17 protein-coding genes are annotated in these 20,677 nt (G+C 64.3%); 4 read left to right on the forward strand and 13 right to left on the reverse strand.

The features are described 5' to 3' along the window. Positions 1-43: 43 nt before the first annotated feature. The 7 genes from IVB18_RS38095 to ggt form a co-directional block, all read right to left on the reverse strand. A complete protein-coding gene (locus IVB18_RS38095; RefSeq protein ID WP_247985388.1) occupies positions 44-532 on the reverse strand; it encodes a VOC family protein in 489 nt (162 codons plus the stop codon). A gap of 83 nt (positions 533-615) precedes the next feature. Continuing rightward, positions 616-1,128: a cupin domain-containing protein gene (locus IVB18_RS38100; RefSeq protein ID WP_247985389.1), complete on the reverse strand. Its 513-nt coding sequence runs from the start codon at positions 1,126-1,128 to the stop codon at positions 616-618. Positions 1,129-1,381: 253 nt separating this feature from the next. Beyond that, entirely contained in the window at positions 1,382-1,846 is a 465-nt protein-coding gene (locus IVB18_RS38105; protein WP_247985390.1) for an FKBP-type peptidyl-prolyl cis-trans isomerase, read from the reverse strand. A 60-nt stretch (positions 1,847-1,906) separates the two neighbouring features. Beyond that, a complete protein-coding gene (locus IVB18_RS38110; protein ID WP_247985391.1) occupies positions 1,907-4,198 on the reverse strand; it encodes a xanthine dehydrogenase family protein molybdopterin-binding subunit in 2,292 nt (763 codons plus the stop codon). Between the two features lie 2 nt (positions 4,199-4,200). Continuing rightward, complete coding sequence (locus tag IVB18_RS38115) at positions 4,201-5,217, reverse strand: xanthine dehydrogenase family protein subunit M (RefSeq protein ID WP_247985392.1); 1,017 nt, start codon at positions 5,215-5,217, stop codon at positions 4,201-4,203. 4 nt (positions 5,218-5,221) lie between these two features. Next, positions 5,222-5,836 carry a (2Fe-2S)-binding protein gene (locus IVB18_RS38120; protein ID WP_247985393.1) on the reverse strand — a complete coding sequence of 205 codons (615 nt, stop codon included), beginning with the start codon at positions 5,834-5,836 and terminating at the stop codon, positions 5,222-5,224. 174 nt (positions 5,837-6,010) lie between these two features. After that, positions 6,011-7,597 (reverse strand): gamma-glutamyltransferase, encoded by a 1,587-nt coding sequence (gene ggt / locus IVB18_RS38125; protein WP_247985394.1) that lies wholly within the window; start codon positions 7,595-7,597, stop codon positions 6,011-6,013. Positions 7,598-7,796: 199 nt separating this feature from the next. Here ggt and IVB18_RS38130 point away from each other — a divergent pair, with 199 nt between their 5' ends. Together IVB18_RS38130 and IVB18_RS38135 are read left to right on the forward strand one after the other, a co-directional pair. Beyond that, positions 7,797-8,579: a rhodanese-related sulfurtransferase gene (locus IVB18_RS38130; protein WP_247985395.1), complete on the forward strand. Its 783-nt coding sequence runs from the start codon at positions 7,797-7,799 to the stop codon at positions 8,577-8,579. Then, complete coding sequence (locus IVB18_RS38135) at positions 8,569-8,787, forward strand: SlyX family protein (protein WP_247985396.1); 219 nt, start codon at positions 8,569-8,571, stop codon at positions 8,785-8,787. The genes IVB18_RS38130 and IVB18_RS38135 overlap by 11 nt, the downstream gene beginning before the upstream one ends. A 9-nt stretch (positions 8,788-8,796) precedes the next feature. Here the strand turns inward: IVB18_RS38135 and IVB18_RS38140 are convergent, their stop codons facing one another. Beyond that, positions 8,797-10,701 carry a diguanylate cyclase gene (locus tag IVB18_RS38140; protein WP_247985397.1) on the reverse strand — a complete coding sequence of 635 codons (1,905 nt, stop codon included), beginning with the start codon at positions 10,699-10,701 and terminating at the stop codon, positions 8,797-8,799. A 171-nt stretch (positions 10,702-10,872) separates the two neighbouring features. Beyond that, positions 10,873-11,094, reverse strand: a complete 222-nt coding sequence (locus IVB18_RS38145; RefSeq protein ID WP_247985398.1) for a hypothetical protein — start codon at positions 11,092-11,094, stop codon at positions 10,873-10,875. 109 nt (positions 11,095-11,203) lie between these two features. Between IVB18_RS38145 and hemE the strand changes: the two genes are divergently transcribed. After that, positions 11,204-12,238 carry a uroporphyrinogen decarboxylase gene (gene hemE / locus IVB18_RS38150; RefSeq protein WP_247985399.1) on the forward strand — a complete coding sequence of 345 codons (1,035 nt, stop codon included), beginning with the start codon at positions 11,204-11,206 and terminating at the stop codon, positions 12,236-12,238. A gap of 289 nt (positions 12,239-12,527) precedes the next feature. On the opposite strand, the gene hemC is transcribed toward hemE, so the two are convergent. From hemC to IVB18_RS38170, 4 genes are all read right to left on the reverse strand, one after another. Continuing rightward, positions 12,528-13,508 carry a hydroxymethylbilane synthase gene (gene hemC / locus IVB18_RS38155; RefSeq protein ID WP_247985400.1) on the reverse strand — a complete coding sequence of 327 codons (981 nt, stop codon included), beginning with the start codon at positions 13,506-13,508 and terminating at the stop codon, positions 12,528-12,530. A gap of 102 nt (positions 13,509-13,610) precedes the next feature. Further along, positions 13,611-15,236 (reverse strand): choline dehydrogenase, encoded by a 1,626-nt coding sequence (locus tag IVB18_RS38160; protein ID WP_247985401.1) that lies wholly within the window; start codon positions 15,234-15,236, stop codon positions 13,611-13,613. Positions 15,237-15,920: 684 nt separating this feature from the next. Beyond that, on the reverse strand, positions 15,921-16,985 hold the full coding sequence (locus IVB18_RS38165; RefSeq protein ID WP_247985402.1) for an IS110 family transposase: 1,065 nt from the start codon (positions 16,983-16,985) through the stop codon (positions 15,921-15,923). Positions 16,986-17,145: 160 nt separating this feature from the next. Then, entirely contained in the window at positions 17,146-18,864 is a 1,719-nt protein-coding gene (locus IVB18_RS38170; protein WP_247985403.1) for an amidohydrolase family protein, read from the reverse strand. Positions 18,865-18,883: 19 nt separating this feature from the next. On the opposite strand from IVB18_RS38170, the gene IVB18_RS38175 reads away from it, so the two are divergent. Next, positions 18,884-20,650: a winged helix-turn-helix domain-containing protein gene (locus IVB18_RS38175; protein WP_247985404.1), complete on the forward strand. Its 1,767-nt coding sequence runs from the start codon at positions 18,884-18,886 to the stop codon at positions 20,648-20,650. Positions 20,651-20,677: the final 27 nt, after the last annotated feature.

Below are 20,677 nucleotides of genomic sequence, written 5' to 3' on the forward strand. Positions count from 1 at the left end.
AGGCCGGGCGATGACAGCGAGTGTGTGGTGCGAGCTCATGGTCTCACGCCGCCGACCTGCCCTCGAAGGCGCGGCGCAAGCTTTCGACATCGAGCTTCACCATCTTCATCATGGCCTGCATCGCACGACCGGCCGCAGCCCTGTCCGGGCTCGAGAGAAATTCGAACATCACTTTCGGCACGACCTGCCAGGACACGCCGTAGCGGTCATTGAGCCAGCCGCACTGCTGCTCCTTGCCGCCATGGGCGAGGAAAGCGTTCCAGACGCTGTCGAGCTGGGCCTGATCGTCGCAATGGATCATCAGCGAGAGCGCGTGGGTGTACTCCATCTTCATCCCGCCATTGAGCGCGACCAGGGGCTGCCCGGCCACCGTGAACTCGACGACGAGTACGGAGCCCTCCTTGCCGGACGGGCTGTCGGTGACGTTGCGCTGAACGTGCGTGATCTCCGAATTCGGCACGAGCGAGACGTAGAAATTCGCGGCTTCCTCGGCGTCGCCATTGAACCACAGGCAGGGTACGACCTTGGACATGGACAAATGCTCCTCTTGGAATGGGGTCCGGTCCGAGGACGAACAGGCCCGCCGCGATCCGACAGGCCCGGCGAACTATTTTTTCATGCCTTTTCGTTCGGATCCCGGTGGATGGGATCGATCCACAGCACCGTCTCGGGCTTCTCGACCGGCTCGATGTCGAGATTGATCGCCACCGCCTCGCCGTCGCTGCGCACCAGCACGCATTCCAGCACTTCATCGGGGCTGGCGTTGATCTCCTGATGCGGCACATAAGGCGGCACGTAGATGAAATCGCCGGGGCCGGCTTCCGCAGTGAACTGGAGGTTTTCGCCCCAGCGCATGCGCGCCTTGCCCTTCACCACATAGATGATGCTTTCGAGATGGCCATGGTGATGCGCGCCGGTCTTGGCGTCGGGCTTGATGCTCACGGTGCCCGCCCACAATTTCTGCGCACCGACGCGCGCGAAATTGATCGCGGCCTTGCGGTCCATGCCCGCCGTCGACGGCACGTTGGGATCGAGCTGGTTGCCGGGAACAACGCGCACACCGTCATGTTTCCAGCGATCGTCGTGATCGTGTGCATGGTGCGAATGCGTATGGTCATGGCCGGCCATTGGTCTTGCTTTCTGTTGGTTCCGTGCGCGGCAAGCTAACCAAAGCCGCGGCATCAAGCCATACCAAAATCGGAACTCTCGTAACCATCAGACGTTGAAGGGCAAGGGGCCAGCAGGCGATGGGTGACGCCAAGGACGCCGCGAAGGATGCGACGGATCGCGCCGCAGCCGCCGCGAAGCGCGCGGCCGAATAACGCGGTAAGTACTGAATGCGAAAAGACCGGCCGTGAGGCCGGTCTTTTTGTTTGCGCGATCACTTCACCGCGAGCAATTCCACGTCGAACATCAGCGTCGCGTTCGGCGGGATCACGCCGCCGGCGCCGCGAGCGCCGTAGCCGAGCTGCGCCGGAATGATCAGCGTACGCTTGCCGCCGACCTTCATGGAAGCAACGCCCTCGTCCCAGCCCGCGATGACGCGACCCTTGCCAATCGGAAACTCGAACGGCTCATTGCGATCGACGGACGAGTCGAATTTCTTGCCCTTCTGGCCGTTCTCGTAGAGCCAGCCGGTGTAGTGCATCACGCAGATCTGGCCGGGCTTTGGCGAGGCACCAGTGCCGGCGACGCTGTCGATGATCTGCAAGCCTGAAGTTGTGGTCATGGTCTTTCCTGCGGTCTGGGCCGAGGCCGTGGTGGAAACGAAATGCGACACGCTGCCGATCATGGTGATCGCGAGTGCCGACATCAGGGCGAGGAGCGCGCGCTGGAAACGCTGCATAAGACACCTTCCGTTTGAGGCGGGAGGTGTCTAGCGCAACGCAGTAGCCGTTTCCACCCCTCAGACCTCGATATTTTCGAGCCGGACCGGTAGCTTGCGGATGCGTTGTCCCGTGGCGTGATAGATGGCGTTGCAGATCGCGGCGTTGGTGCCGACATTGGCGAGTTCGCCAAGACCCTTCGCGCCCGCCGGGTTGATGTGATCATCCTGTTCGGAGAGCAGGATGACCTCGACGCCTGGGACGTCCGCGTTCACGGGCACGAGATAATCGGCAAAATTGTCGTTAACGTAGCGCGCGGTGCGCTCGTCGATCTCGGTGGCCTCCAGCAGCGCCGAGGACATGCCCCAGATCAGGCCGCCCATGAGCTGGCTGCGGGCCGTACGCGGATTCATGATGCGCCCGCACGCGAAAGCGCCGACCAGGCGCGGCGCGCGGATCTCGTGCGTGAAACGGTTGACCCTGACCTCCACGAATTCGGCGCCGAAGGCGTAGGCGATCTTGTCCTCCATGCTGCTGCCGCCGACCAGCCGCACGTGACCGCTGTGCATCGCCTGGAAGGAATCGAGCGGTGCCCCTTCCGGCTTCCACTCGCCATATTCCTCGACGATGCCGACGCCAAGCGCATCGAACGCCTTTTCCAGATTCAACGGCTGATCGCTTTTCGCTGCCCGCGTCGCCGGAGTTTGACCGATGCCTACGGTCTCCTTGGCCTTGTCGGTCAGGCTTTCGTTCGGCATCACCGCCCTGAACAGCCGCTGGCGGACCTTGTCGCAGACCATCATCACCACCGAACAGGTGCTGGCCGTCGAGTTCGAGCCGCCCGCGACCGGCGCCGGCGGCAGATCGCTGTCGCCGATGAAGACCGCGACCTTCTCCAGCGGTACGCCAAGTCGTTCTGCTGCGGTCTGTGCGATGATGGTGTAAGCGCCGGTGCCGATCTCGTGGCCCGCGATCTCGACGCGGGTGCGGCCGTCGCGCTGCAGGCGCACGCGCGCCGCAGACGGTCCCATCTGCGTCGGATAGCAGGTGGCGGCGCAGCCATAGCCGATCAGCCAATCGCCTTCCGCCATCGACTTCGGCGCCCTCGAGCGCTGCGCCCAGCCGAACGCCCTGGCGGCTTCATCGAAGCAGGCCATCAGCGACCGCGAGGTGTAGGGCTTGCCGCCGATCGGCTCGTTGGTGGTGTCGTTGATACGGCGGAGCTCGACCGGATCCATGTCCAGCTTGACAGCGAGCTCGTCCATCGCGCTTTCCAGCGCGAACAGATACGGCACCTCCGGCGGCGAACGCATGAAGCCCGGCGTGTTGCGGTCGGCGCGCACGATCGACACCAAGCTGTCGACATTCGGGCAGGCATAGAGCCGCGTGGTGGTCTTGGTGCCGCCCACGCAGTATGCATCGGGACGCGAGGACACCTCGGCGCCCTCGTGCCTCAGCGCAATGAGTTTGCCATCGCGGCCGGCGCCTAGCTTGATCTGATGCCGCGTCTCGGCGCGATGGGTCGTGATCGTGAAGCCCTGGTCGCGCGTCGGCACCAGCTTGATCGGCCGGTTCAGGCGCTTCGCAATCCCGGCGATGATGGCGGTCCGCGGCGTCATCGAGCCGCGCGAACCGAAGCCGCCGCCGACATAGGGATTGACCACACGCACCTTGTCGGCGTCGATGCCGAGCTGCTCGGCGACGCCGTTCTTCAGGCCGTAGACGTACTGGCTCGGCTCGTAGATCACGAGATTGTCGCCCATCCAGGCGCAGCTCGTCGCAAACAGCTCCATCGGATTGTGGTGCTGCGTTGGCGTGTCGTAGGAGGCCGTGAGCTTGACCTCGGCCGCATCGAACGCCCGGGCGAAGTCGCCGACCTTCGGGTCCTCCTTGAACTGCGCATTCTGGCCCTTGGCAGCGGCCGTCGTTGTTCCCGGCGAGTCGAACGTCGCACTGGGCATCACCGCCGTGTAATTCACCTTGACGCGGTTTGCGGCTTCGCGCGCGGCCTCGTAGCTCTCGGCGATGACCACCGCAACGATCTGACCATCATGCGCGATGTCGGCTGACTTCATCGGTTGAATCGTGGTCGCCGCATAGCCGCCATTGCTGAAGAGCTTCGAGTCCTTCAGCTTCGGCGCATTTTCATGCGTGACGACGTCGATCAGGCCGCGGACACGGCTGGCGTCATCAAGATCAAAGCTGTCGACGCGCCCCTTGGCGATGGCGCTCGTGACCAGGAACGCATAGGCCGGATTGGCCAGCGGCATATCGGAGGCATAGGTCGCACGCCCCGTGACTTTTGAGACTGCATCATAGCGCGGCACGGGCCGGCCCATGTTCGCCTTCGGCTCGGGAGCGGCAGCGGTCATGATCAGATCTCCATCGTTACGGCCTGTTGCAGCGCGCGCGCCACCACGCGCTTGCCGAGTGCGATCTTGAAGCTGTTATGCTGCCGCCCGCTGGCGCCTGCGAAAGCAGCATCCGCGACACGCCGGGCCAGGTCATCGTCGAATCTCTGCCCCTTCAACAGCGCCTCCGCCTCACGCGCGCGCCAAGGCACGGTGGCAACACCGCCAAGTGCCACGCGCGCGTCATCGATCACGCCATTCCGCACGTCCAGCGCGATCGCCGCCGACGACAGCGCGAACTCATAAGACTGCCGGTCGCGCACCTTGAGATAGACCGACCGAGGCCAGCGGCCCGAGACGGTAAATCCCGAGATGAGCTCGCCAGGCCGAAGCGTCGTCTCGATTTCGGGCGAACTGGCGGGCGCCTTGTGCAACTGCGCGAACGGCATGCTGCGGGTGCCGGCTTTCCCGGTGATCTCGACCATCGCGTCCAGCGCAATCAGGGCCTGGGCAAAGTCGCCGGGATAGGTCGCAATGCACTGATCGGAGGTGCCGAGCACCGCATGCATGCGGTTGAACCCCTCCATCGCGGCGCAGCCGGAGCCGGGATTGCGCTTGTTGCAGTTCTCATAGGAGATATCGCGAAAATAGCTGCAGCGCGTCCTCTGCATCACATTGCCGCCGAGGGTCGCCATGTTGCGCAACTGGGCGCTGGCGGCAAGCTTCAATGAATTGGCGATCACCGGATATTGGCGCTGAATGTCAGCATGCGCAGCAACATCGGACATTTTTGCGAGCGCACCGAGCCGCAAATTTTCACCACCCGGCTCAATACCGGACCAACCCTGCGCCAATGGATTGATATCGACGATCGCTGCGGGCCGCATCACATCCAGCTTCATCAGATCGATGAGCGTGGTGCCGCCGGCGAGCGGCTGTGCGGCGGCCTGGGTCATTGGATTGTTGGCCGCGGCGGCTGCGCTGAGCGCCTGCACGGCCATGCCCGGGTCTGTCGCCCTCTGATACAGGAAGGATCGCATGCGCCTAGCCTTTCATGATCTCGGGCGCGGCCTGCTTCACGGCCGAGACGATATTGGGATAGGCCGCGCAGCGGCAGATATTTCCGCTCATATATTCGCGGATGTCGGCATCGCTGCCCGCGTGGCCCTCCTTCACGCAGGCTACCGCTGACATGATCTGTCCGGGCGTGCAGTAGCCGCACTGGAATGCATCGTTGTCAATGAAGGCCTGCTGCATCGGGTGAAGACGGTCGTCGGTGGCGAGCCCCTCGATGGTGGTGATGTCCTGGCCTTCCGCCGCCAGTGCCAGCGTCAGGCACGACACCACGCGCCGGTCGTCGATCAACACGGTGCAGGCGCCGCACTGGCCGTGATCGCAGCCCTTCTTGCTGCCGATGAGGCCCATATGCTCGCGCAGCGCATCGAGCACGGTCGTGCGCGCGTCGAGCCGAAGGCGCTTGTCCTTGCCGTTCACCCGCAGCGTGACATCGACGGGCAGCGCCGGATCCGGCACGGCCGCCGAGCTCACGCCTTCCGTGGCCGCGCGGGCGGTGAGCGGAACGAGCGCGCTACCGGCCGCGCCGGCAATGAAGGCGCGCCGGTCGAAGCCGGAATCTTTGGAACTCGGATTGTCGTGCATGACGGCCTCCGCCGCTTTCGGGAGAGCAGCGCACGCCTGCACCGCTCATCGCCCCCTTAACTTGGGACCATGAGCTCCGTTCCGAATGAAATGAAGCGGCGCCAGAAACGACGCTTCATTCGCCGTCAATTTTTTCTGATCATGCGAGACTGCTTTGCTCGCGCATCCCCGGGCTCAATAGCCGAGCGCGCAGCCGTCCTTGCGCGGGTCGGAACCGCCGGTCAGCGTACCCTTGTCCCAGTCGATCCAGATCGCCTGGGCGCCGCCGAGCGGGCCGACCACGCTGGTGGTCTTGTGGCCGAGCTTCTTCAGGCCCTCGACAATATCAGCCGGCACGCTGTCCTCGAGCTGATACTGGCCCTCGTAGTGCAGGCCGCGCGGCATGTCGATCGCCTCCTGCACGTCGCAGCCATAGTCGAGGATGTTGGTCACGACATGGGCCTGGCCGACCGGCTGATACTGGCCGCCCATCACCGCGAACGGCATCACGGAGCGGCCGCCCTTGGTGAGAAGGCTCGGCATGATCGTGTGCAGGGGGCGCTTGCCGCCGGCGATGCTGTTCGGGTGGCCCGGCTGGATGCGGAAACCGCCGGCGCGGTTCTGGAGCAGCACGCCGGTCTTGTTCGAGACGATCGCCGAGCCGAAGGAATGCGCGATCGAATTGATGAACGAGCAGACGTTGCGATCCTTGTCCACGACCGTGATGTAGATGGTCGAGGGGTTCATCGGCGGCGCGACGTTCGGCAGGTCGAGCATGCCATCCATGCGGATCTTCGCGATGTGCTCGTCGCAGAACTCCTTGGCGAGGATCCTGGCGACCTCGATCTTCATGTGCTCGGGATCGGCGACATGCAGCTCGCGATGCATGTAGGCGATGCGCGCGGCCTCGGCCTCGAGATGGAAGCGCTCGACACTGAGGGGCGCATACTTCGTCAGGTCGAACCGCGACAGGATGTTGAGCATCAACAGCATGGTGAGGCCGGGTCCGTTCGGCGGGCATTGCCAAACGTCATGGCCCTTGTACATGGTGCCGATCGGCGTGGTCACCTCGGTGGTGTGCGCGGCGAAATCGTCGAGCGTATGCAGGCCGCCGATTCCACGCAGGGTCTCGACCATGTCCTCCGCGATCGCACCCTTGTAGAAGGCGTCGCGGCCGTCCTTGGCGATCGCCCGCAGCGTCTTGCCGAGCTCAGCCTGGCGGATGACGTCGCCGGCCACCGGTGGCTTGCCGTGCGGCAGGAGGTAACGCTCGGTGTTGGTGCCGTTCTTCAGCTTCTCGAACTGGTTCTTCCAGTCGAAGGCGATGCGGGGCGCGACGACATAGCCTTCCTCAGCTGCCTTGATCGCGGGCTGAAGCAGCCGGTCGAAGCCGAACTTGCCGTGATCGCGCAAAACGGTCGCAAAGGCGTCGATCACGCCGGGGATCGAGACCGCGTGCGCCGAGGTCAGCGGCACGGAATTGATCTTGCGCTCCAGATACCAGTCGGCGTTCGCGGCCTTCGGGGCGCGGCCGGAGCCGTTATAGGCAACGATCTTGCCCTCGCCGCGGGGCTGGATCAGCGCAAAGCAGTCACCGCCGATGCCGGTCGATTGCGGCTCGATCACGCCGAGCAACGCCGAGCCCGCCACCGCCGCATCCACCGCCGTGCCGCCCTCGCGCAGCACCTCGATCGCGGCGAAGCTTGCCTGCGGATGCGAGGTCGCGACCATCGCGTTGGTGGCGTGGACCGTGGACCTGCCGGGAAAATGGAAGTTTCTCATGCGAATTCTTGCTCTCTTGGGCTCGTAGGCTAAGTCTTTGGGCGCGCGTATCGCCGTCTCGGAACCGGGCCTAGATGGCACATTCCGGCCCGCTGGGGCAATGCTGGCATACCAGGGAAATGGCTGCCATCCGCTGGGCGTATAGAGCCGAAGGACCATGCGGGTTTTCTGAGCGCTGGCCGCCTGCTAAACGGGCGCCATGGTCTACAAGGTCGCCGCCTTCTATCAATTCGCCGCCCTGCCCGATTACCGCGAGCTGCGCGAGCCGCTGCGCGCGTTCTGCGCTCGCCTTGAGCTCAAGGGGAGCGTGCTGCTGGCCCGGGAGGGGATCAACGGCACGATCGCAGGCGCACCCGACACGATCGACGCGTTCGCCCACGAGCTCGCGCACGGCGACCTATTCGGCGGCAGGCTCGACAATCTCGAAATGAAGTTCTCGACCAGTGAGGCGATGCCGTTCGGCCGGCTCAAGGTGCGGCTGAAGAAGGAGATCGTCACGCTTGGGGACGAGGCCGCCGATCCGACGCGCCGGGTCGGCACCTATGTCGATGCCGCCGAATGGAACGCGCTGATCGCGGCGCCCGATACGCTGCTGCTCGACACCCGCAACGCCTTCGAAGTGACCATGGGCACGTTCGAGGGCGCGGTCGATCCCGGCCTCAGGAGCTTTGGCCAGTTCAAGGACTTTGCGGCACAACGGCTCGATCCCGCCAGGCACCGCAGGATCGCGATGTTCTGCACCGGCGGTATCCGCTGCGAAAAAGCGAGCGCGCATCTGCTCGCGCGCGGCTTTGCAGAGGTCTATCACCTCAAGGGCGGCATTCTCAGATATCTGGAGCAGGTGCCGGAGGCGCAAAGCCGTTGGCGCGGCGAATGCTTCGTGTTCGACGAGCGCGTGGCGCTCGGCCATGGCTTGCTCGAACATGGCCTGCGCGAACATGGCTTGCGCGAACGGGACAAGGACGCAACACGTGACGAATGAGATCAAGACGCTCAGCGAGCGCATCGACACGCTGGAGGCGCGGCTGGCCTATCAGGACGATACCATCGAGACGCTGAACCAGACCATCACCGCGCAATGGAAGCAGATCGACGCGCTGACGCGGCAGCTCGTGCAACTCGGTGAACGGCTTCAGGAGGCCGAGGCGAATGCGCCCGGCGCCGCCAACGAGCGCCCGCCGCACTATTGAAGCGATACGCTAAAATCCTGACGCCTTCGGCAGCAGGCTGGTCACCTCGCCCGACATCATCAGGCGGTCGCGCCCGGCCTGCTTCGCGATGTAGAGCGCCTGATCGGCAGCCTCGATGAGCGACCCGACTCCTGCCGTGCGTTCCAGCGCCGGCCGGCAGGCCGCGCCGCCAAGCGAAGCCGTGACATAGCCCGCCGCGTGATTTGAGGTGTGGACGAGGCCGGCCTCGCGGATCGCCCGGCGGATCCGCTCGCCAATGCTCGCGCAACCCGCGGCATCGGTGTTCGGCAGCAGCATGGCGAATTCCTCGCCGCCGTAGCGCGCAGCCAGATCGCCGCCGCGCTGCATCTCGGCTGCGATGATCTTGGCGATCACGCGCAGGCAGGCGTCGCCCGCGGGATGGCCGTATTCGTCGTTGTAGGCCTTGAAGTGATCGACGTCGATCATCAGCAAAGCGAGGCTCGAGCGGTCGCGATAGGCGCGCGCCCATTCCTCCTTCAGGCGCTCGTCGAGGCGGCGGCGATTGGCAAGCCCGGTGAGGCTGTCTTCGATCGCGAGCGTCTCGAGCCTGGTCTCCAGCTTCTTCTGCTCGGTGATGTCGCGCGAGATTGCGACCACGCCGTCGACGTTGCCATTGTCCTTGCGCGTCACGCGCATGGTCGATTCGAGCCAGACTTCGCCATTCTGCCGGTGCGCGTTACGGTAGGTGACGCGCGCCTCCTCCGTGTCGCCGCGCTTCATGGCGTCGACGATCGACTGGACGTGCGGCAGATCATCCGGGTTGACGCCTGCGAGCGCGAGCGTCCCGATCATTTGATTGGCGCGCCAGCCGACGACGCGGACCGACGAGGGCGAGACATAGCGCAGCCGTTCGTCGAGCCCGATGCGGGTCACCATGTCGCTGGAGCCCTCGGCAAGCAGGCGGAAATGGGCTTCCTTCTCGACCAGCGCGGCCGCCATGCGCTGGCCCCGCTGCAACTGATGCACCAGCACGGACCCGATGATTGCGATCAGAATGACCAGCGCGAGCACGTAGAGCATGCGGGAGATCGCCGCCGCGCGCCAGGGCGCGAGCAGTTCTTCCTTGTCGACGGTGGCAAGCAGGAGCAGCGGGTAGCGGACGCTGCGCTTGAAAAAGCTGACGCGCTCGGCGCCATCCAGCAGCGACTTGAAATGATAGGCTCCGCCGGCACGTTGCAGGCTCGCATCGCGGAATAGCGGCGTGTCGGCGACGCTGCGCCCGACGAATTTGTCGTTGCTCGGGTTGCGGGCGATGATCATGCCGTCGCCGTGCACGAGCGCCAGCGAGCTGTTGCGGCCGATCTCGAACTGCTCATAGAAATGGGAGAGATAGCTGGCGCTGATGGTCGCGAGCACGACGCCGCCGAAACTGCCGTCCTGCTTGTTAAAGCGGCGCGACAGGGTGACGACCCACTGACCGTCCAGCAGGCTCTTCACGGGGCGACCGATATAGGCCTCGCGCTTCGGCGCGAGCTGGTGATGACGGAAAAACGCGTCGTCGCTGAACGTCGATCCGATCGTCCCCGGCGAGGTCAGCCAATTGCCCTGATCGTCGATGATGGCAAGGCTGTGGACGCGATCCATCGACTTCTTGCGTACCTCCAGGAGGTTTCTGAGCTTCGCGATCGTGGTGGGGTCGGCACCGTCCATCTCCAGCCGGCTGACAACGCCGACGACACCGGAATCCAAGAGGTCGAGGCTGTCCTCGGCGTGCTGCGTCAGCGACCGGGCGACGTTCGCCATCTCCGTCTCGGCGCCCTTGAGGACCGCGTCGCGCGCCGCCCACTCACGCCAACCACTGACGCCGAGGATCGTCGCGCAGGTCAGCACGACGAACGCCGCCGCACGTAACGGCAGGCGGCTCCAACTGGCTCTCTGAGAGGCGACGTTCATGCGACAGGAATCTCCGATCGCCGGAACTTCCGCCGCTTCTGTTATTCAACCTTGAAACGCCTGCGGAGATTCGCAAGCATAAGCGGGATTTCCCGTACTCCTACGGAGGAGAGCGTCCGCAGATCGCTAACGATGCGTTATCAAACCTATCGGGAATCGGCGCGCCTGGCCCTAGCTGAAGACGCCCTTAACCTTGTCCCACAGGGACGGGCTGTCCGCTTCCGCGTCGGCCTTCGACGGCGTCGGCTGGACGGCGCTGACGGGATCGGACGCAGGAAATGTATCGATCAAGCCAGCATCGAGCTTGGCGTGGGCCTCGCGGTCGGCGGCGTGCGCCTTGCGCGGATCATCGGCGTGCTTGTCATGAGGAGCGGGATTGAACGTCTTAGCCATGGAATCCTCCTCCGCTGGCTGGTCAACGCGGGGCAATTGCGCTGGTTCCCCTGTTCCGCTCGGGCCTTCGGCGGTGTATCAGGAACCTCAATCTGCATCAGGACAGTTCGTGCCCCAGTCTGCGACGAAACCTTTCATCGACGTGCTCTCCGGCCGGCGGCAAACCACCCCGCCAGTATGGATGATGCGGCAAGCCGGCCGCTATCTGCCCGAATATCGCGAGTTGCGCGCCAAGGCCGGGGGCTTCCTCGATCTCTGCTTCACACCGGAACTCGCGGCCGAAGTGACGCTGCAACCGATCCGACGGTTCGGCTTTGATGCGGCGATCATCTTCTCGGACATCCTCGTGATCCCCTACGCGCTCGGCCGCTCCGTGCGCTTCGAGGTCGGCGAAGGTCCGCGGCTTGAGCCGCTGGATGATCCCGGCAAGGTCGCCACGCTGGCGCCCCACGCCGATTTCGGCAAGCTCGAACCGGTGTTCGAGGCGCTGCGGATCGTGCGGGGCACGCTCGATCCCAAGATCGCGCTGATCGGCTTCTGCGGCGCGCCGTGGACGGTGGCGACCTACATGGTCGCAGGCCAGGGCACGCCGGATCAGGCGCCGGCGCGGATGATGGCCTATCGGCACCCGGAAGCGTTCGCGAAAATCATCGACGTGCTGGTCGAGAATTCGATTCAGTATCTGCTGGCGCAACTCGCGGCCGGCGCCGACGCCTTGCAGATCTTCGACACTTGGGCCGGCGTGCTGCCGCCGGCCGAGTTCGCACGCTGGTCGGTCGAGCCGACGCGGCGCATCGTCGAGGGTGTGCGCGCGAAGGTACCGGACGCAAAAATCATCGGGTTTCCCCGCGGCGCCGGCGCGCAATTGCCTGATTATGTCGAGGCGACCGGCGTGAACGCGGTCAGCATCGACTGGACCGCGGAGCCGTCCTTCATCCGCGAGCGCGTACAGACGCGCGTCGCGGTGCAGGGCAATCTGGATCCGCTGGTGCTGATCACCGGCGGCGCCGCGCTCGACCGCGCGGTCGACAACGTGCTGGCGAACTTCGCCCAAGGCCGCCTGATCTTCAATCTCGGCCACGGCATCCAGCCGGAAACGCCGATCGCCCATGTCGATCAAATGCTGAAGCGCGTGCGAGGGTGAAGGCGGGCGCTTGGGGCGCGGAAGCCTCCACATCGTCATGGCCGGGCTTGTCCCGGCCATCCACGCCTCACTACGCGGTACGAAGAACGTGGGTGCCCGGGACAAGCCCGGGCATGACGACCTTCAGGGGGTGGAAAAACAAAAAACGCGAAAACAACCCCATGCAAAGTAGAAATCATTGAGGAATTTCGTCTGGCATGGCGCGAGCCGTGCAGCGCAGGACGTTTGACATGTCGGGCAAAACAGGCGCACGATTCCATGATCGCGCCGATGTGCCCTCGCGGCGGGCTTACCCTGGCCGGCTGCGCTCGATGATCTCCGCCGCACCTTTCGCCAGCAGCTCGAGCCCGACGGCACGGCCAAGCTCGCGCGGGCGGTTCGCGGGACCGGCGCCTGAGGCCTCGATGATGGTGTTGCCGGAGAGGTCGAGCACGGATGCGCTAAGCGACATCTGATCGCCTGCGATGGTCGAGAACCCTGCGATCGGCGAATTGCAGTGGCCGTTGAGCACCCACAGCACCTCGCGCTCGGCGTCGGCAGAGGCATGCGCGGCGGGGTCGTCGATCGATGCGAGGATGCTTCGGGTCTGCCAATCCTGCGCCGCGCATTCAACCGCGACGATGCCCTGCCCTGCCGCGGGCAGCATCTCCGCAGCGGTGAACTCGTAGGCGACGCGATGCGAAAGGCCGACGCGATCGAGACCCGAACGCGCCATGATCAACGCGTCCGCCGGTCCGACGGCGCCGCCGTCCGGCAGGCGCTGTTTCTCGCCATTGTCGAGCTTTCGGACGCGCGTGTCGGCGGCACCGCGGAAATGGATGACCTCGACATCCGGAAACAATCGCCGCGCATAGGCCGCGCGCCGCACGGCATTGGTGCCGATCTTGAAACCCTTGCCGCGCGACTGGCGCAGCGCTTCCAGCGTTACGCCGTCGCGCAGCACCAGCGCATCGCTCGCCGGATCGCGCGACAGCGTAGCGCCGATGACGAGACCCGGCGTGTCCTCGTTGCCCGGCATGTCCTTCAGCGAATGCATCGCCGCCTGTAGCTCGCCCGACAGCACGGCGGCGCGGATCTGCGCCACGAAAGCGCCGCCCTTGCCGCCATGCGGCAGGAGCTTGCTGGTCTGGTCGAGATCGCCCGTGGTGTCGAACTTGACGATCTCGACCTCGATATCGGGCACGGCGGCGGTCAGGCGGCGCGCGATCTCTTCCGTCTGTGCCAGCGCCATCGCGCTCTTGCGCGTGCCGATCCGTAGTCGAATAGCCAAGCCCTTATCCTTTCGAAGCGCGTTGTTCTCTTTGAGCATGATCCTATCGGAAAACCGGTTCCCACTTTGCGCCAACGCGGCCGTTCGGGTCCGGATCATGCTCTACCGCGCATCCTCCAATATCATGTCGGAGGCCTTTTCGGCGATCATGATGATCGGCGCGTTGGTGTTCCCCGACACGAGATCGGGCATGATCGAGCCGTCGACGACGCGCAGGCCCTCGAGCCCCCTCACCTTCAGCCGCTGGTCGACGACCGCGAGCGCGTCGTTGCCCATACGGCAGGTCGAGGTCGGATGGTAGATGGTGCTGCCGCGCTCACGGCAGTAATCCAGCAGCTCCGCATCCGTGGAAACCTTCGCACCGGGATCGACCTCGTCGACCACGAACGGCTTCATCGCCGGCGCGTTCAGGAACTTGCGCAGGATCTTGAGGCCTTCGACATTGGTGGTGCGATCGGTCTCGGTGGACATGTAGTTGATGCGGATTTCCGGCGGCACCGTCGGGTCTGCGCTCTTGATGCGCAGGCTGCCGCGGCTCTCGGGACGGAGCTGGCACACCGAGGCGGTGAAGCCGGAAAAATCATGCAGCTTCTCGCCCATCTTGTCGGTCGAGAACGGCAGGAAGTGGACCTGGATGTCCGGCGAGGCGAGCCGCGGGCTGGTCTTGAAGAACGCGCCGGCTGTGCCGGCCGCGATGGTCAGCCAACCTTTCCGGAACAGCGCATAGCGTGCGCCTGCCATCGTGCGGCGGAGCGGGTGATTGATGGTGTCATTCAGCGTGATCTTCTGCGAGCAGCGCATCACGATGCGGACCTGCATATGGTCCTGCAGATCGTGGCCGACACCTTTCGCGTCCAGCACGACATCGATGCCATGTTTGCGCAAGAGATCGGCGGGGCCGACGCCGGAGAGCTGAAGAAGCTGCGGCGAGTTGTAGGCGCCGCTCGACAACACGACTTCCCTGCGCGCGCGGGCGCGGCGCACGGTAGCGCCTTGCCGGTATTCGACGCCGACCGCGCGGCGGCCCTCGAAGAGGACGCGCTGACCAAGCGCGGAGGTTTCGATCTTGAGATTACCGCGGGTCTTCGCCGGACCGAGATAGGCCACCGATGTCGAGGCGCGGCGGCCGTTGCGCGTCGTGGTCTGGAACAGGCCGACGCCTTCCTGCGTGGCGCCGTTGAAGTCGGGATTGTAGGGCAAGCCGGTCTCGACCGCGGCATCGATGAAGGCCTTCGACAGCGGGTCGGTCACGACCATGTTGGATACCGGCAGCGGGCCGTCGCTGCCGTGGTACTGGTCGGCGCCGCGCGACTGGTTCTCCGCCTTCTTGAAATAGGGCAGCACGTCGTCATAGCCCCAGCCGGTGTTGCCGAGCTGGCGCCAGCGGTCATAGTCCTCGTGCTGTCCGCGGACATAGAGCAGGCCGTTGATCGAGCTCGATCCGCCCAGCGTCTTGCCGCGCGGCTGGAACACCTGACGTCCCTTGAGCTCGGGCTCCGGCTCGGTCTGGTACATCCAGTTGACGGTCTTCTCCTTGAACAGTTTTCCGTAGCCGAGCGGCACGTGGATCCAGATGTTGGAATCCTTCGGGCCGGCCTCGAGCAACAGGACGCTGTGCTTGCCGTTCGCGGACAGCCGGTTAGCGAGCACGCAGCCGGCGGAGCCGGCGCCGACGATGATGTAGTCGAATTCGGGATCGGACGGCACGAGGGAGGGGTTTGCGGTCATAGTTTGCCAGGGCCTGTACTCATAAACGTGACATGTCTGCTTCCAAGGGTGAAGCAGACTTAAGCGGACTATTCCAGCCATTTCGCTTTTCGACCCAAAAGAGACATCGGTCGCCCGAAGCTCGTCAAGGAGCTTCGGTCGACTTGAGCGTGCGTTTCTCCTAGTGGCGCGACGGTGAAGTTCGGCTTGGCTCCTGAATGGTCTGCTGATCGGGGCAAACGGACGTGACAAGGCTTGCGCCAAACCGGCACTCCCGGCCGCGCGTTGCAAGAGGTTTCGTCAACCTGGCAGATGCGGTCTTGCATCAATGTATCCGGCCTCTGATTGGAGCGTGTTGTGCTCCGGGCCATCATGGATATCAGCGCGCATTCGAGCTAATTAGCGGACAGGCCTCGAAGGGGCCATTCGGGTCACCAGTGTTCGCATGCGCCGGGAAGACCGATTCTCCATCGTCGTCTCATCCTCTCGCAGACCTCGGCGGGTAAGGGATGTTGGTTACGTCATCGATAGCTCCTCACTTCGCACTGTTCCTTTGTTCGTGCCTGGCGGTCGTTCCTTCGTCCCGGCCTGCGCGCGCAGACGCGCCGCGCGCAAGGGCCGTCAAGGCCGGCCGTCGTGCTGTCCTGACGGCTTGCTCGACCGCTGCCAGGCTGCGCCTTGACGGCCCCGAGCACGGCGCGAGGATCAAGCAGGTCGGGACGCCACCTCATCTGTCTTGACGCACTCGAAGGCGCGCCCCTTGTTGAGAACCGCCCAGGCGATGCGGGCGAGCTTGTTGGCGAGCGCAATCGCCAGCACGTTGTGGTGCAATCGTTTCTTGGCGGCTTCGATCCAAGATTTGAGGCCATAGCGCTCCCAACACTTGACCTTGACCAGCACAACCCACGCGGCTTGCACGAACAGAACGCGCAGGTAGCGATTGCCGCGCCTTGATATCTTGCCGAGGATCGTGCGGTCGCCTGTCGATATCTGCTTCGGCACCAGTCCAAGCCAGGCGCCGAAGTCGCGGCCTTTCGAGAACACGTCTCCAGTGCCGATCGCGGCTACCATCGCGCTCGAGATGATCGGGCCGATGCCCGGGACCGTCATCAGTCGCTCGCAGCCTTTGTCTTGACGAGCCAATGCTTCGATCTCGCTGGAGAGGTCCTCAATGCGCGCGTCCAGTCGGCGCCAGTCTCCTGCCAGGTCCTCGATGATGCGCAACATGCGAGGCGCGAGGACATCGGTGCGCGTCGCGAGGATACCCGGCAACTCGGACCGCAGCGAACGCAGGCCTTGCCGCACGGCGATGCCCCGCTCCAGCAGGAACGCACGGATCTGATTGATGACGCCGGTACGCTGGCCGACCAATCGCTCGCGCACGCGGTGCAGCCCCTGCAGGTCGAGCTGGTCGGCGGTCTTGGTCGCGACGAACTTCATGGTCGGGCGTTGGACAGCCTCGGCGATGGCTTCCGCATCACGGAAGTCATTCTTCTGTCCCTTCGAATAGGGGCGCACGTATTTCGCGGGCATCAGACGGGCGTCGTGGCCGAGCATTTGGAGCTTGCGACTGAGATGATGCGCGCCGACGCAGGCCTCCATACCGATTAAGCATGGAGGCAGGTTGGCGAGCCGTGCTTCTACCTGGCCGCGTGACCACTTCTGCCGCAGCACGATTGCGCCGCGCTGATCGTGGCCCACGATGTGGAACGAGTTCTTGCCGATATCGATGCCTATCACGGCGATCGCTGAGCTGAGTTTCTGAGACATGGCGTGCTCCTGTCTTGGGCGCCCCTTGCCAGCTTGTCGTGCTGGCAGGGCCGGAGCACGGCCGGACCATCCCATTAGCAGACAAGGCGAACCTCACGAAATCAACGCAAGTGGCCGACTGTGTTGAAGAGGTCGAGCTGCTGACAGAAAGCAAGGCGGGCTAGTTTGACGACGTGAACAATGCATCCGCCAAAATTACCTCGCCATCGACGATCGTCAACAAACTGGTCGTTGCGGGTAGTTGCAGTGTTGGAACGGTCAGTACATCCTGGGATAGCACCGCGATGTCTGCGGCGAGCCCCGGCGCGATCCGTCCTTTGCGCTGATCCTGGCCTTCAATATAGGCTCCGCCAGCGGTGTAGGCCGTCAGCGCGGCTTCGCGCGTCAACGCCTCGGCGGGTTCGCCCGAGTGCAATGTCGCCAGCATCAGATTGAGAAAGGGGTTTTGTTCCTTCGGACCGCCGTCGGACCCGAGCGCCAGGGGAATGCCAGCGGCAATAAAGCTCTTCAGTAACATATGCTCGCTCGCCAGCGTTTCGCCGGGCATCGGCAGTGCGAGGTGGGTCGGGTTCTGGATCACGACGAGGCCGAACTGCACCACTTTCTCGATCATGTCGGGCTGAATGCCGTCGCCATGCTCGATACGGACGCGCTTCGCCCGCCAGACGGAAGCCGGCGCAAGCTGTTCCATCATCTTCAGCATCCGGTCGGTCTCGGCGTCGCCGACTACGTGCAATGCAATTTGCGTCGGCCGTTCCAGGGCAAGCTTCAGAATTTCGCGTAGCTGCGCATCGGTGAAGTTCGATCGGCCACGCCAGTCTGGCCGATTGCCGTAGGCGTTGCGCTGATGCGAGTTCTGTTCGATCGGGGTGCCGTCCAGCATCCATTTCGGTCCTTCCACACGCACCTTGTCGGGCGCCTGTTTTACGGCTGCGTCGATCACGGCCCATGCGTCCGGAATATGCTCCGCCGGCGTTTGCCAGGCGCCCCAGGAATAGACTGTCCATTTCTGAGCTGGTTTCGCCGCCGCAAGTCCGGCCAGTGTCGCATCCAGCGACTTGTCGTTGTTCATCAGATGGATCGAGGTGACGCCCCAGCGCGCATAACGCTGCTGCGCGGCGCCGAAGACCGTGGCCAGGTATTCCGGCGTCAGCGGTCGTATGCGCGGCGTGATCGTCTCTGCGGCCTCGTAGGCCCGCCCGTCGAGGCGACCGTTTTCGTCCCGCCCCCACCAGCCGCCCAGCGGATCCGTGATGCTTTCGGTGATGCCCAGCCTGCGCAGCCCCTCGCTGTTGACGATGCTGGTGTGTCCCCAGAAACCCTTGAGGAACACGGGCGTGTTGGGCGCCACCATGTCAAGCGCCTTGCGCCAGTTGCGCGGGTCCCGAGCGACCAGCGGACCGACATAGGCACAGATCCAGTCGGTACGCGTTCTGGCTGCCTGTTCAACTGCGGCCAGGGCCTGCTCTCCGGTCGGACCGGGGAATGGCAGGTTCGGCACTGCCAGTGGCGGCGTGGGCAGTTCGTTGCCAAGATGAACGTGCGCCTCGACCAAACCCGGCGTGACAAGGCGGCCGCCAACATCAATTATCCGGGTCTTGGGCCCGATTAGCCCGCGAACCTGCTCATTGCTTCCCACGGCGAGAACGCGACCGTCCTCGATCGCGAGAGCCTGCGCGTATGGGAAAGCCGGGTCCGCCGTGAAGACCTTGGCATTGACCAGGACCAGCTGAGGAGCGGCGATCGCGCCCGAGGTCAGGAGCAATACGAACGCCATGCCGGCCCCGGCGATCAGGCGGGATTTCTGCCTTGTGACATGCGATCGGTTCATGCGTTCTCCCGATGGGATAATTGCCGGCAGCGCGCCGACCCGAGTCATTTGACGCTCGGGAGGGCTTGTGCGTCCCGAAGAAACGCTGAAAAATTGCCGAAGCAATGCCGAAATGGGATTGCGCGCTGCTGGCCCCTGTCAGCCGGAAGGACTGGAAGTCCGAATGTCGAGGGAGCGGTACAAGATCGGCGAATTCACGCTCGATGTTTCGCAGGGATGCCTGCGCCGCGGCGATGTCGAGATAGCCTTGCGGCCGAAGAGCTTTGCCTTGCTGCAGCACCTGATCACCCACGCCGGCCGCCTCGTCACCAAGGACGAGCTATTGTCCAAGATCTGGCCCAACGTGATCGTGACCGAGGATTCGCTGACGCGCTGCATCAGCGAAGCCCGTACGGCGCTGGGGGATACCGAACAGACGGCCATCAAGACCGTGTCGAAGCGCGGCTACGTCTTTACCGGACCCGTGACACCGGAGCGCGACGATCCAGCGGTACAACCGGCGCCCGACTTGACCCTGGTGAAGGGAAACATCTTTCAGAGACGATGGCGAATGGCGCTGCTGACTGGCCTCCTCGCGCTGGCCGCGGCGGGCCTGTACTACGCCGCGAGCTGGTCGCGTCACACTGCCGAGCTCCCGCGCCTGTCGCTGATCGTGCTTCCGTTTGCCAATTTGAACGCCGACCCGGCGCAGGATTATCTCGGTGACATCATTACCAGCGAATTGACCACCGCGCTATCGCGACTGCGCGGTGCGACCGTCGTCGCTGCAAGTAGCGCACTTACGCTCAGGGGCAACCCGGCCGACATCAAGCAGTTGGGTGTCGACTTGGACGTCCGATACGCGCTGGAAGGCAGCGTGCAGCGAAGCGAGGAATTGGTACGCATCAGCGCCAGTCTGAAAGACACGCAGACCCTGAAAACGCTTTGGTCGGACCGCTTCGATGTCCATCGCGCCGATATTCTGCGGACGCAGGACGAAATCGTCACGCGCCTGGCGAGCACGCTTCATGGCGAACTGGTTCAGGCAGAAACCCGGCGCTCGACAACTGCAGGTGCGTCGAACCTCGACGCGGAAGATTTGGCGATGCAGTGCGAGGCGGCCTCGTATCGTCCGGCTGCCGCCGGGATGCCAGGCTACCAATGGTGTGAGCGGGCGCTGACAATCGATCCCCGCAACCTTCGCGCGCTGGTCCAGCTTGCGACGTTTTACGGCATGCGCGTGTCCCGGGTTCAAAGCTCCAACCCTCAAGCCGATCTCGAGCGCGCGAATGGCTTGCTCGGCCGCGCTATGGAGATCGATCCCGACTACTACGCGGCCCATTGCGCGAAGGCCACGGTGCTGGAGGGTCAACACCGCGTCCCGGACGGCGTTGCCGCCGCGGAACGTTGTTTGGCGCTGAACCCCACCTATGCCGGCGCATACCGTATTTTGGCCCTGCAGCACTTCTTTCTCGCCCATCCCGAGAAGATGCTCGAATATGCCAACCGCGGGATTCGCTTGAGCCCGCGCGACCCCCAGACATCGGTTTTCCTGCTGATGAAGGGGTGGGCTTACTTCATGCTGGAGCAGGATGAAGAGGCCTTGATGTGGCTGCGTCGCGCGGCAGCCGCGTCGCCCCAAATGCCGACTATTCTTGCCGGACTGACCTCAGAGCTTGCTTTGACGGGCCACGACGCAGAAGCACGCGCGACGCTGGCCCAGTACCTCGCCCTGGAAAGCACCCGCACCCGGACGATCGCGCAATGGGACTACCTGCCCGACGGTAACGCCGCGTTCCTGAAATTTCACCTGCGGTTTAAGAGCGGGCTGCGCAAGGCCGGAATGCCGGAATGATGAGCCGGAGGCCGTGGCGGAAGACCG

It is taken from the genome of Bradyrhizobium sp. 186, assembly GCF_023101685.1.
GTDB lineage: Bacteria > Pseudomonadota > Alphaproteobacteria > Rhizobiales > Xanthobacteraceae > Bradyrhizobium.